Raw genomic sequence first — 12,993 nt, 5'->3', positions numbered from 1 at the left:
GCTAAGTGTCACACGCTTCTAGGGGGATGTTGTTGCTTTTAACTAAGACGTCACACGCTTCTAGGGGGATGTTGTTGCTTTTCGCTAAGACGTCACACGCTTCTTGGGGGATGTTGTTGCTTTTCGCTAAGTGTCACACGCTTCTAGGGAGGCTCTGTTTCTATATGTTAGTGTATCACTAATATCTATCAAGGAATTACATATGCTCTAGGTTAGGTGGTAATAATTGCAAAAGGCAAGGTTTTCACACCTTGCCTCGATTAAAATCATGCAGCGTACCACCCATCAGCAAGCACTTCAGCTTGTTCTAACACAAGCTTAATTGCTTCTTCAGCAGCATCTGGCGGGTATTTCCATCTACGCAGCAGGCGACGTACAAGATTACGCATGCGAGCACGAACACTATCTCTTTTTTGCCAATCTACCGTGGCTGACTTGCGCAGTTGATGAGTCAATTCAATAGCAAGCTTACGCAAATTATCATCACCAAGCTCTCGAACTGATGACTCGTTGTCGACCAAGGCGCGATAAAAAGCAATTTCGTCGACAGAGAGGTTGAGCTTGTCTAGTAACTCTCCATCTTCTTGCATCTCTTTCGCCCACTGAATCAACTCTTCGATAACTTGAGCTGTTTCAATGCTGCGGTTATGATATTTTTGAAGCGTCGACATAATACGCTCAGAGTATTTCTTCTCCTGTACGACATCATTCTTCATGCGAGATTTAACTTCATCACGAAGTAGCTTTTCTAACAGCTCTACCGCAAGGTTTTTCTCTTTCATGTTCTTTACATCTTCTAAGAACTCTTCAGAGAGAAGCCCGATATTTGGCTTATCAAGCCCAACCATAGTGAAAATGTCATCAACACCATCGGCTACAACTGCATTATTTAGAATTTGCTTCAATGCTGTATTGCGCTCCTCATCAGTGCGTTTCTTGTCTACCGTTGAGTGCTTGATAAAAGCTGTCTTGATCGCAGAATAAAAGGCAATTTCGTTCTTATAACCGTGAGTTTCATCCATGGTGCTACACAGTGAATATGCTTTAGCCAAAGCAGCCATCACATCGAGGAATCGCCTCTTTCCGTCCCTGACTTGTTTTCCGTTAGCGTCAGTATGAGATAAACCTGACAAATGGTTCACTGCTCCCGGTAACAAGCGCAATGCATCCGTTTCAAAGTCTGGACGGTAATTGAATACCTTTGTATCAACGGGTGTTGCGAACATACCTCGAATGATATCAACTTTTTCCATCAATACTGAAAACGCTTCTGCCGTATCGACGGTGGGTTGTCCTTTGCCTTGGCTGTTGGTATAGGTTTTCAATGCATTTTTAAGCTCATTTGCGATACCAATATAATCGACAACCAAACCACCGGGTTTATCTTTGAATACTCGGTTAACACGAGCAATCGCCTGCATCAGGTTATGCCCTTTCATTGGCTTGTCGATATACATGGTATGACAACAAGGCGCATCAAATCCTGTTAACCACATATCTCGAACGATAACGAGTTGAAGCTCATCGTCAGTATCTTTGTAACGCTTCTCGAATAGTTTTTTTGTTTTCTTATCATGGATGTGAGGCTGCATCTTTTCTTTGTCTGATGCAGAGCCAGTCATCACAATCTTGATTGCACCTTTATCGGTATCTGGGTGATGCCACTCTGGTTTAATTGCCACAATAGCATTGTAAAGATCGACACAGATTTCTCGACTCATCGAAACAATCATCGCCTTACCGGGAAAGGTCGACGTTCGAGTTGTGAAATGTTCAACGAGATCTTTTGCGACTTGTTCAATACGAGGCTCTGCGCCTACAAGTTTTTCTAACGTTGCCCATTCTGATTTTACTTTTTCACGATCTGCCGTTTCTTCATCTTCACCGATTTCATCTTCAACTTTATCGTTAAGTTGCTCAATTTCATCTTGGTTAATATCAAGCTTAGCGAGGCGAGATTCGTAGTAGATAGGCACAGTGGCACCATCATCAACGGCATCTTGAATATCATAGATAGAGACATACTCACCAAAAACACCACGCGTGTCTTTGTCATCCATTGCGATAGGTGTCCCTGTAAAGCCTATGAATGAAGCATTAGGCAATGCGTCACGCATATACTTGGAATAACCATAAACGTACTTGTGACCCGTTACAGTGCCGTTTTTGTCCTTCACTTCAACCATCTTTGACTTGTTGCCATACTGGCTGCGGTGCGCTTCATCAGAAACGACAACAATATTACTTCGCTCAGATAGCCTAGGGTGCTCTGTCTCTTCATCTAATAAAGCGAACTTTTGAATCGTCGTGAATATGATGCCGCCAGATTGGCGATTTAAAAGCAGTTCACGTAACGCATCTCGGTCGTCCGCTTGCTGAGGTATTTGCTTTAACGTCTCTTGCGCCATCCCAAAGGTGTTGTAAAGCTGCCCATCGAGATCATTTCGATCAGTCACCACCACGATCGTTGGGTTATTCATGGATGCTTGCTGTAACAGCTTACTTGCGTAGCAAACCATAGATATACTTTTGCCACTGCCTTGTGTATGCCAAACCACGCCAGCTTTACCGCTACCTTGCTTAATCTTTTCTAGGGCAGGTATTGTGCTCTCAAGGAAGTTACCTGATGTATTGGCGGCGCGAACCGTCGCCTCAACAGCCGCTCTCACTGCGTGGAACTGGTGGTAGCCTGCTATTTTCTTGATGATTTTGTCGTTGTCAGTTTCGAATAGTACAAAGTAACGAATATAATCGAGGAGTAGATCTTGCTTGAAGAAGCCACGAACCATGGTTTCTAATTGAAATTCCAATAACGGTCTATCGTCCTCCGTAGCGACTGTTTTCCAAGGTAAGAATCGCTCTTTATTTGCCGTTAATGAACCAACGCGAGCCGTCCAACCATCACTGACAATTAACGCTTCATTGAAAACAAACAGATCTGAAATTTCATCTTTGTAGGTTTGAAGCTGATTGAAGGCATTCCAAATGTCGGCATGCTCATCGGCTGGATTTTTTAACTCGATGACTGAGATTGGTAAGCCGTTAATAAACACCACAACATCAGGGCGGCGGTTTCCTTTGGTACCTGTAATCGTAAACTGATTCACGATAAGGAACTCATTGTTATCAGGCGTCGTAAAATCCATTAACTGAGCGTGAGTATGCTTTGTCTTCGATTCGCCGTCTTCAACTGCCGTGTATTCGACAGGCACCCCTTCAATCACAAACTTGTGGAAGGCGCGGTTGTTTTTAATAAGAATTGGCGTATCGGGGGAAGATACCGTGTTAACCACATCATTCAGTGCCTCTATCGGAAGCTCTGGATTGATGATTGCTAATTGATTTAATAGCCGTTGTTTTAAAACAACTTGATGATAATCATCACGCTCCGGAGAATCTCCATCAGGTGCGATGTCATAGCCATTTTTATAGAGGTAACCTTGGTCGGTGAACCACCTAATACATTCTTGTTCTAACTGGTCTTCTGTGATCAAAATTAGCCCTTACTAGTCAGATGATGCATTTCACGATAAAAGCCACCGAAGGTATCACTCTCAACTAACAACTTCTGTAATGCCTGCATTTCCTTAATGAACATTTCAGTTTGCTGATCCAAGTTTTGAGTCCCCTCAACAAAGCTCGATAGCTTTTTATAGATAACAAGAGGATGCCACGAGTTAAGTTTATTTCCTGACTCCGTTCTGTCGCTTAGTTCCCAATCACTAGGTAACTTTTCTCGAAGCTCTTTCACCATCAAATCATAGTAACCGTTAGATTTAAGCTTTGATTGGAGGGTTTTATTCACGCTCAAGACCATCGCAGCAATAGGACCACTTTTCAACAAGTCATGAACCAAGTGATCATCACCATTGATAATAAATCCACAAAACACACCGGGTATCCAACCGCTTTGATCGTTTATTGTGTTTACTGATGAAAACTCTAAACCGATTCGCCCGAATGCATCGTATCGGCCACGAGCATTTCGGTGTCTTGGAGGATGGTTGAAATTAACGGTTTGATTGCTTTCACATATAGCCCAAGACCTCTGCACAGTTCTGCGAACAATCTCATAAAGCTGTTTATCTATGTTCTGGACTTCATTGTAGTAGGCAATAGCTAACGGATTTAATGGTGTTGAGTTCACTAAGCCATTGCTTTTCAATAATTTTACAAACTCATTACGTAACCAGTTTTCAGTGCTAGTGCCATTGCTAGATACATTTTCTATTAAAGTTGCAATTTCATACCAGCATAATGCCAGATCTGGTGATTGACGATGTTGCCCCGAGTGCCCTGTAACAAGAGCAATCAAAAACGGCTTACTTAAGTGTTCTTCGGCAAATTTTCGATAATTGCTCAACTGTTTGTTATGTAATTCAGACCAAACCTTGTGTTCAAAGATAAGACAAAAGTCATCATCTGTTGAACTCCACAGTAAGTCAGGATACTTACCACCGAAATTGACTTGCGTTTCAACATCAGAAGATAAAGATAACTTGATGATCTCAGTTTTATGCTGAGGTACTTTGCTAGCCAATACCTCAACGTATGCTTTCCTAACTGCTTCATCATGTTTTAGCAGCCACGCAAAAGCTTCAGTAATGAAGTTTTCTGTCGGAGATGTTTGATGGCTGGATGCATACTTGCTTACATTAACGAGTAAACTTTCCATTTTTTATCCTCAAGAAAGCCTCAATACTCAATGAAGTTGTGAGGCTATTTTATATATGCAGTTTTTTAGCCCAGCTCGATTTCGCCGGAAAGCAATTTAGGAAAAGCTTCATTCATCGATGTTTTCCTCAGTGGCAATAATTATCTTGAGCTTCAATGCTTCTGGGTAGTCATCGTCCATGATGATTGAAGTAATGATCTCTTGTAACAACACTTTATCTATCTTATTTTCAGCAACCCACACGACAATATTTTCCATTTCAAAAACAAATTTCTTGAGGCAGTAGTCATAGCCGTTAACCTCTAAAAAGTAAGCCCCTAAAACTAAGCTTGAGCGTTTATTCCCATCATTAAACGCGTGAAACTTATTAATGGAGAAAACCAAATGTGTAAGCTTGTCTTCAAGATTCGGGTAATAAAGATCATTCTGAATATGATCAAGCACACTCTCTAACTGCCCAACATTCTTAGTCCCCGACAGCCCACCACTGTTATCAATGATCCAATCATGAGTGTTTACTGCGTGCTCAACATCAAAATAAAAGAGAGGTAAAGTCATTAGCGATCCTTCAAGCGCTTGAGAACATCTAGTGTTCTCGTATCTTCCAACTGCTCTTCCAAAGAACGACTTTTGTCTCCAAGAAACTTATCAAAATCACTTTGAGGCACTGACTGTACGTAGTGTTCTAAACGTTGATGTAAAGCCGAACGGAACCCTAGATCTCTGCTCGCCATTTTAGTTCTTGCATCTTCGATCTGAGGTTTCAAATAAGGAGTTCTACTCGCTTTTTCGATGATAGAGTCAAGCTCTACAGGTAATAGCTTCCGGCCTTTTTCTTGAGACTCTTGCTCCATTTCCTCCGCAAGACCATGCTCAAAACTTGCGATAACATTAAGCACTTCACTGTACATTGTGTCACGTGTCTTATCCTTATCGGCGAGTTTCAAAACTTGCTTATACTCAGCAGCATTACCCAAAAATACAACTTGATAGATCTTATCGGTATAAATCGCATATTTGTGATTGCCCATTTCTAAATAATCTCGAAGCGCGTTAGTGAATTGCTTTCTGTAGCTTTCTTCTTGAAATGATGACGGCAAGTAATCCTGATCTCTTTGGTTGACATACTTAGTATGACCCCCTGCTTTCTGAGCAATAACATCAATAACAATGTCCAAAACTCGACTTCGTATGGCTTTTGCTCTTTCACTTTCAGTGACTAACATAGTCAAGTTTAGAAATGCTTTAAAATCGAACAACCCTAAACTAGATGCTTTAGGATCAATCATCCGACCGACATCAGTGTCGCCCGCATAGCATAACTTCATGTTTTTAAGGGTTTTTCCCTTAACAATTTGATAGCCATTTGCCTTTAACTCACCATCATCCTTAGCCAAATAGCGTTCAACTGTGCGTTCATCAATCGCTAACAAGCTTGCTACTTGTGCTTTGGTGAAGACAATCACGCCATCTAAAACCAACCCAGATAAATCTAAATGCTCCTCCAACTGAACTAAAGCATACTGATTATTTAAGATATTCTGTCTTGCAACCATCGAGGTTGTTAACTCAAGGTTCATATTAAGGCTCCTGATAAACTACGGTCTTCTTCTAAATTTACCTCTCCGGATAAGAGTTTAGGTAACAGAGTATCCCGCAACGTCGAAAGCTGTTCATTTTGGCGAGCATTAGAAGTTATTGCGTCATAGAGAGGCTTCACTACTTTTCGATAGGCACTTAGCACTTCGCCACTTGGAACTACAACTGAAATAGGCTTGAAGCTCTTCTTACTGATTTCGGCGAATGTACTACCACTAGCGCGTTGCTTAATCTCATCCATACGGTGAACACACCATTGGAGAACAAACTCAGGTGGTAATTGCTTTTCGCACTTCATTGCGATGTAGCCTTGATTAATTGCCATTGGAACTTTAGCTAGAGCTAGATAACCGACCGGAGCACGGGAAGATAACAAAACCGTATCTATAGGAAGTAGCCCTGAACTAATTTTTTTCAAACCAGCTTCTGTAACTTTACTCGCGGTATCGAGTAGTACCTTATCTTGAACACCAGAAAGGTCTTTAGGTGATGTCCAATGAATATCACCATCTACCCAAAAATCATCATTCTTTTTAGATGGAGTTCCACCACCAACAACTGTTACTTCATCACCGATCTCAGACTGTATCCAGCCTTCAGGTAGGCCTGTTTCGCTAACTAGCTTTTCTGGGAATAGCGAGGCAGTGGCAGCATCCATTCCTTCAGGTAGTTCACTATTCATCTTAGCTTTGACTGGATCGAAGTCGACAAACCATGACTTGAAGATGGCTTGCGCCATCTCTTCTAAGGTTTGGTTCGTTTGTGCATTCAAATCAATCTTTTTATCCAATGTAGATAACTGTATCGCAATAGCTTGCTGAATTGGTAGCGGGGGGAGTTTTAATTCCAAGCTACCAAGTGCTGATGTATACAAGTTCTTTTGAACACTCCCAACAGCAAGTGTCTCTATTACCTTTCGGCTGGTTAATAGGACATAGAAGATATATAGGTTGTCGCATACGTCTTGATTAACCTTTATGTTAATAACCGCACGGTTACCACACATGTAATCTTCAAGGATACCAATACGGCCAATAGTCCCTGACTTACTTATAGCTAAAGTTCCCGGTTCAAATAGTAAGGCACTTTTACCCGCACTTTTGAAACCTTCTTCGGATAAGGTTCTTGATGTATCGCGTATTGAACCATTATTTAAATCAACAGCACGTAGCCATTTTACTGGGCCATCAAAGTAATGCTCTTTTTTCTGTGTCGGATTTACATAGCCTTCTTGAAAAGAAGCGCATTCATCCAATCTAATTGTTGCCCAATTAGAAGTCATAACCTAACCCCGCTAGGTTCTTCTTAATCTCAGCTTCTAGCGTTGCCGACTCTGCAAACTGCTCACTTAGCTTTGAAGTCAGCGTCACCATCTTTTCACCGAATGGAATACCATCGTCTTCTTCTTCAGCAGCGCCAACGTAACGGCCCGGAGTCAGAACGAAATCGTGCTTAGTAATTTCTTCTAATGTGGCGGATTTACAGAATCCAGCTTGGTCTTCATAAGCTAAGCCATGGATTTCTTCACCCGTCTTCCAAGCATGGAATAGGTCGGCGACTTTCTTAATGTCATCAAAGCTGAAGTCACGTAATACACGGTCTTTCATGAAACCAAGATTACGAGCATCAATGAATAATACTTCACCTTTACGGCCACGTAGCTTACGACCTGCTTTATCAACACGAGGATTCTTATTCCTAGTTAAGAACCAAATACACGCAGGGATCTGAGTATTAGTGAACAGTTGTCCCGGAAGTGCCACCATACATTCAATCAAGTCGTTCTCGATTAACGCCTGACGAATAGTGCCCTCGTTGTTAGTCGTTGAACTCATCGAGCCATTTGCCAACAGGAGTGCCTGAGAGCCTTCAGGTGCTAGATGGTGAAGCATGTGCTGCATCCATGCGAAGTTCGCATTACCTGATGGTGGTTGACCGTATTTGAAGCGAGGATCGTTATCATCAACACCCGTGTTCCACTCTTTCATGTTGAATGGAGGGTTAGCCATGATGAAATCAGCACGAAGATCTGGGTGCTGTACGTTAGTGTAGGTACTTGCCGGCTCTTTACCAAAGTCATAATCAAGACCACGGATCGCCATGTTCATCGCCGCTAGCTGCCACGTTGTATGGTTATATTCTTGACCGTAGATAGAGATCTTCTGCTTCTGAGTAAGGGCATCAACCTTCTTCTCATTTGCATGACGCTCGATGAACTTCTCTGATTGAACAAAGAAACCACCAGAACCCATTGCAGGGTCATAGACACGACCTTCAAACGGTTCAATCATCTCTACGATCAGCGTTACGATTGATGCTGGCGTATAGAACTGACCACCTTTTTTACCTTCAGCCAGTGCGAACTGACCAAGCATGTATTCGTATACATGACCTAGGATATCTTTACTGTTGAGGTCGGCATGAACAAACGGGATTGTCGCAATCAGGTTAATAAGTTCATTAAGCTTGGCTTGGTCAATCTTCAATGAAGAGTATGATTTGTTAAGCACACCTTTCAGTTTCGGGTTATCGCGTTCGATACCTTCAAGTGCGTTATCAATTAAATGGCCAACAGAAGTGATCTTCTTTGCTTTACCATTAATATCTAGCTCAGCACCACCAATAACCAATGGGCCGTTGTCTTGCAGGAACTGCCAACGCGATTCAGTAGGTAGCCAGAACACGTTTTTCTCTGTGTAGAAATCACGCTGTTCTAGTTCAATCGCAATCTCTTCTGCTAGTTCTTCTTCCGAGAAGTCAGCAGGATCTAGATAGTATTCATGCTCAGGGTTAGCAAGGTCGGCTTTAATCTCATCCTGACGCAGCTTAAACGCATCAGAGACGTACTTAACGAAGATTAGACCTAACACTGCATGTTTGTACTGCGCTGCGTCTAGCGTTGAGCGTAGCTTGTCTGCGGCGTTCCAAAGCTTGCCTTCAAGCTCTTTCAAATACTGTTGTTCTGTTTGATTCATTGGAAGTTTTCTTGTTATAGAAATATTCCGTCAATCATACCACTGGATGCAGCATTATCTTTGATTTCTGCCTTACTTAAAGAGCATTTTTATGAAGTAAGGAGCACATTATGGAAGCTTGGAATAAAGGGAAGCGTGTAGGTCAGAAGAAAGCATTTAAACTAGAGGACATCTGGCGCATCCGTATTCGACTTGAATTGGAAGAACGCTTGTTTGAGTTGGCACTGTTCAATCTAGCCATCGACTGTAAGTTGAGGCCGTGTGATTTACGCAACTTGAAAGTTCAAGATGTCAGCCGCAGCGGCTGCGTTATGTCGAGAACCATAGTGAAACAGCAGAAGACCCAGCAAGAAGTGCACTTCGAGATAACACCTAAGACGCAGCAAACCTTGTCTCAATGGATCATCCAAAACTCGTTGTCACCAACAGACTATCTCTTTCCAAGCCCACGCCGTGAAGGACAACCCATCTCGTACCATTACTACACCACAATGGTTAACCGCTGGGTTACTGATATAGGACTCGATAAAACGCAATACGGCACGCACTCACTGCGCCGAACAAAAGCTTCTTTGATCTACGCTAAAACGAAGAATCTTAGGGCTATTCAATTACTTCTAGGTCATGCTAAGTTAGAAAGCACGATTGAATACCTTGGCGTCGAGATTGAAGATGCGCTAAGGATTTCAGAGAGTTGTGAGACATGAGGAACCATCATGCAATGCCCTGAATGTGAAGACCACTTTGGTTGGGATTGGATTGAAGACGAATGCATTGAGCCAAACGAAGGGTTTGATTGCCCAAGTTGTGGTGTGGCACTGCGTTACATCATTGATGAGGGCACTTACTATGGTGCGCAACATAAAACCGTTGAGGTTGTAGATAACTGACACAAACAACTGGACGTCAAACCCGAACTAAGCAACCCATTTGAAAGAGAATTTAGATGCAAGAACATCATCAAAAAATTTACGCCTTAAGAAAGCGCATAGTTGCAATTAATACGTTTGACCAAGCAGATTGGATCACTATTGGAGATACAACTGATTGCCAACATATAATCGAGAATCACCCACGCTTGTTACGCTCACTGAGTTTTGGAGACCCTGACTATCCTACTGCTGTAGGTGACGTACTTAAAAGTATGTTTACCTACCATAGAAATTCTCTTGATGATATCACGAGCTTCTTAGACCGTAATTATCCTTTAACAGGCAAAGTGTCAGTGTCTACTGCTCCAACAGAGTCAACAAAGTCCATAGTTTTTACTCCAAACATTTTTCAAATACCTAGCTCTGAAGTCGAGAATGACCTAGTGTCAATAATGATGCCATTTGCAGGTTTTGACGATGTTCACCAAGGCATTGTTAGGGCATGTAAACAGGCAGGTTACCGCAGCCAGAGAGCTGATGACATTTGGGAGCATTCAACAATACTTCAAGACATCTTCTCTTTAATCTATCGCTCTAAAATTGTTATTGCTGATTTCTCTGGACGTAACCCTAATGTGATGTACGAGGTCGGAATCGCACATACTTTGGGTAAGATAGTAATACCGATTAGTCAAACGCTAGAACATATCCCGTCAGATCTTCACGGACACAGAATTCAAACCTATTTAAAAAATGGAGAGGGTATTGATACATTACAAAGCGCTTTAACTGCCAAGCTAAGAAGTATCTGAACCAAAAAACCTGAAAGGAAGGCAGCTAAATACCTCTAAGCCGTTTTTCCCTAGTCACGTAAAGTGATATACACGAAACGATACACCTTTGGTTCTATTCATTTCAGATTGTTATCAAGTACAATTCGATAACAATCATTCAAGTAACTTGACACTTATAAAAGGAAAGTAAATTGCAGAATCAACCAATGACCAGCAATGACCAAGGCAAATTGCTAATTTTTGCACTTCTTTTTGCTCCATCAGTAGTTTTTATGGTTGGCATTATCCCAGCTATATTTTTAGCTTTTGGTATCTATATGATGAAGAGGAATCAAAACTTCTCCAGTATAGAGACTGCGGTTAAAAACTTTAAGGGTTATACATTCCTAGTTCTTATCGTATGCACTCTCAGCTCCATCTATTGGGGTAGTAAGTATTTTAGTGAAGAAAATAGCTGGTATTACGATGATGAATTCTTTGTTTCGCTAATATTCTCTGGTATTGCTTTCGCCTACTTGGTTGCTGTACAGGTTTTATTTTACTCCCCTATGAATAGACACAGAGAGTGGGTAGAGAGCAATGGAATCTTTTCAACAACAACTAAACCAAATACGAACGTTCAGTCAGAGGTAGACATCATCAGAGGTGAGAAGTTAAAGCAATATTCTGTAGCGGATGAATTAACAAAATGGGCTAAGCTCAAAGAAGACGGTTACATCTCAGAAGAAGAGTTTAACGAGGCTAGAGCCAAGCTTTTAAAAAGAAACTAAAAATAACACTTAACTGTGCATGGCTCTCGCTCTACATACAGTGATATTGACAGGCTGCATTTGCAGCCTTTGTTTATTTAGTCTTTACAGGAGCACAGCCAACGCATTTAACCTAAATTGCTTTTGTCCCAAACCGATTTTGGTGACATAAGGGGCAGTCCTGTACGAATAGGTTACGGGTCATAACCAAAGGTGTCAGATCGTATATGAGTCAGTACACCTTAGTGGGAATCAGTCTATTTTGATATCACCTTGCTTGACTCGAACACAAAATGAATTCCAGTCGTGAGCATATACATAAACAGGGTGTGGCACCGACTGCCCTCGCATAAATTCATCAAAAAACCGCTCCCATTTGGGTGGCAGTTCAGACGGGTCTACCAGCGGAAACTCCGCCCCAACCATTCGAAATTCCTCTAGATAAGGCAATTCCATAACTCAACTCCTGATAAAATCGATTACTACTGAAACGTTATAGTCGAGTCGAGCCTTTATTGCACGTAGTACCCGCCATTCAGATATGTACCTGCGACATAGTTATCATGTATGTCGTGCCACGTTCCAGACTCTTCACTATCTACCGACCACGCTACGATACCAGCATGCTTTTGTCCCGAAGCAATTTATTCAACGGATAAAAATGCTCTCAAGATGCATAAGCCTAACTATCATCACATCAGCATTATTTGGGGTGGATTCGGGCGTTATCGTGTATTAAATTTACCTAGATCTATGTGACGAATCTAGCTCTAATTGGACTATTTTAACTACTTGAATTACTGTTCATTTAAACAACCTCTCAGGTGATTATTAGTCATAGGAAATATTATGCCGCATGATATAGACGAAACAGTGATAGTCGCTAAGGCCATTGTCAAAATGTTTACCCTCTGGGGGGTACAAGATTCAACTCAACTCAAAATTTTAGGAATGTCAGATAGTGATGACGAGGTACTGAGAGGCATGAGAGATGGGAGCACTGGTTTACCTAACAAAGGCGACATCAGATCTCGCGCCAGACATCTACTGACGATACATAAGTACCTCAGGCTTCTATACCCAAAGAATAATGAACTGCTCTATGGCTGGGTTAAGATGCATAACAAACATCTTGGCGGACTGACACCTCTGGATTTAATGATGACTGGCGATTTTCAGAGGGTGATAACACTGTTGAATAAACAGGTTCAGCATTAACCCTACCCCTTCATACAACTCATCAAACATGAGCGGTATCGCTCGGTTCAGAATTTCAATACCAGACAATACCGTGAGTTTTAGCCAGCAAATTTTAGACAAACTGATTCA

The 12,993-nt window shown here is 41.8% G+C and carries 12 protein-coding genes; 5 read left to right on the top strand and 7 right to left on the bottom strand.

Annotation, left to right across the window (positions count from 1 at the left end; translation table 11 throughout):
• Positions 1-266: 266 nt before the first annotated feature.
• The 6 genes from AB6E51_RS20190 to AB6E51_RS20165 all read right to left on the bottom strand — a co-directional run bounded on the left by AB6E51_RS20190 (position 267) and on the right by AB6E51_RS20165 (position 9,249).
• Complete coding sequence (locus AB6E51_RS20190; protein ID WP_371955493.1) at positions 267-3,494, bottom strand: type I restriction endonuclease subunit R; 3,228 nt, start codon at positions 3,492-3,494, stop codon at positions 267-269.
• Between the two features lie 2 nt (positions 3,495-3,496).
• Entirely contained in the window at positions 3,497-4,675 is a 1,179-nt protein-coding gene (locus AB6E51_RS20185) for a hypothetical protein (protein WP_371955492.1), read from the bottom strand.
• A 108-nt stretch (positions 4,676-4,783) separates the two neighbouring features.
• The gene (locus tag AB6E51_RS20180) at positions 4,784-5,233 is read right to left on the bottom strand and encodes a type II toxin-antitoxin system death-on-curing family toxin (RefSeq protein WP_371955491.1); all 450 of its coding nucleotides are present in this window, start codon (positions 5,231-5,233) and stop codon (positions 4,784-4,786) included.
• A complete protein-coding gene (locus tag AB6E51_RS20175; protein WP_371955490.1) occupies positions 5,233-6,255 on the bottom strand; it encodes a DNA-binding protein in 1,023 nt (340 codons plus the stop codon). The genes AB6E51_RS20180 and AB6E51_RS20175 overlap by 1 nt, the downstream gene beginning before the upstream one ends.
• Positions 6,252-7,556, bottom strand: coding sequence for a restriction endonuclease subunit S (locus AB6E51_RS20170; protein WP_371955489.1), 1,305 nt, complete (start codon positions 7,554-7,556; stop codon positions 6,252-6,254). Before AB6E51_RS20170 ends, AB6E51_RS20175 begins: the two co-directional genes overlap by 4 nt.
• Entirely contained in the window at positions 7,546-9,249 is a 1,704-nt protein-coding gene (locus AB6E51_RS20165; protein WP_371955488.1) for an N-6 DNA methylase, read from the bottom strand. Before AB6E51_RS20165 ends, AB6E51_RS20170 begins: the two co-directional genes overlap by 11 nt.
• 110 nt (positions 9,250-9,359) lie before the next feature.
• Between AB6E51_RS20165 and AB6E51_RS20160 the strand changes: the two genes are divergently transcribed.
• From AB6E51_RS20160 to AB6E51_RS20145, 4 genes are all read left to right on the top strand, one after another.
• Positions 9,360-9,956 (top strand): tyrosine-type recombinase/integrase, encoded by a 597-nt coding sequence (locus AB6E51_RS20160; protein WP_371955487.1) that lies wholly within the window; start codon positions 9,360-9,362, stop codon positions 9,954-9,956.
• 9 nt (positions 9,957-9,965) lie between these two features.
• A complete protein-coding gene (locus AB6E51_RS20155) occupies positions 9,966-10,139 on the top strand; it encodes a hypothetical protein (protein WP_371955486.1) in 174 nt (57 codons plus the stop codon).
• A 56-nt stretch (positions 10,140-10,195) separates the two neighbouring features.
• Positions 10,196-10,933: a hypothetical protein gene (locus AB6E51_RS20150; RefSeq protein ID WP_371955485.1), complete on the top strand. Its 738-nt coding sequence runs from the start codon at positions 10,196-10,198 to the stop codon at positions 10,931-10,933.
• Positions 10,934-11,106: 173 nt separating this feature from the next.
• Positions 11,107-11,685 (top strand): SHOCT domain-containing protein, encoded by a 579-nt coding sequence (locus tag AB6E51_RS20145; RefSeq protein ID WP_371955484.1) that lies wholly within the window; start codon positions 11,107-11,109, stop codon positions 11,683-11,685.
• Positions 11,686-11,916: 231 nt separating this feature from the next.
• Here AB6E51_RS20145 and AB6E51_RS20140 read toward each other — a convergent pair whose 3' ends face one another.
• Positions 11,917-12,120: a hypothetical protein gene (locus tag AB6E51_RS20140; protein WP_102278096.1), complete on the bottom strand. Its 204-nt coding sequence runs from the start codon at positions 12,118-12,120 to the stop codon at positions 11,917-11,919.
• Between the two features lie 393 nt (positions 12,121-12,513).
• On the opposite strand from AB6E51_RS20140, the gene AB6E51_RS20135 reads away from it, so the two are divergent.
• Complete coding sequence (locus tag AB6E51_RS20135) at positions 12,514-12,882, top strand: MbcA/ParS/Xre antitoxin family protein (protein WP_371955750.1); 369 nt, start codon at positions 12,514-12,516, stop codon at positions 12,880-12,882.
• Positions 12,883-12,993: the final 111 nt, after the last annotated feature.

The organism is Vibrio sp. 10N.247.311.47, from assembly GCF_041467535.1.
GTDB classification, from domain to species: domain Bacteria; phylum Pseudomonadota; class Gammaproteobacteria; order Enterobacterales; family Vibrionaceae; genus Vibrio; species Vibrio crassostreae_C.
Note: the sequence above shows the minus strand (reverse complement) of the source record. Positions and strands in the feature narration are given on the sequence as shown.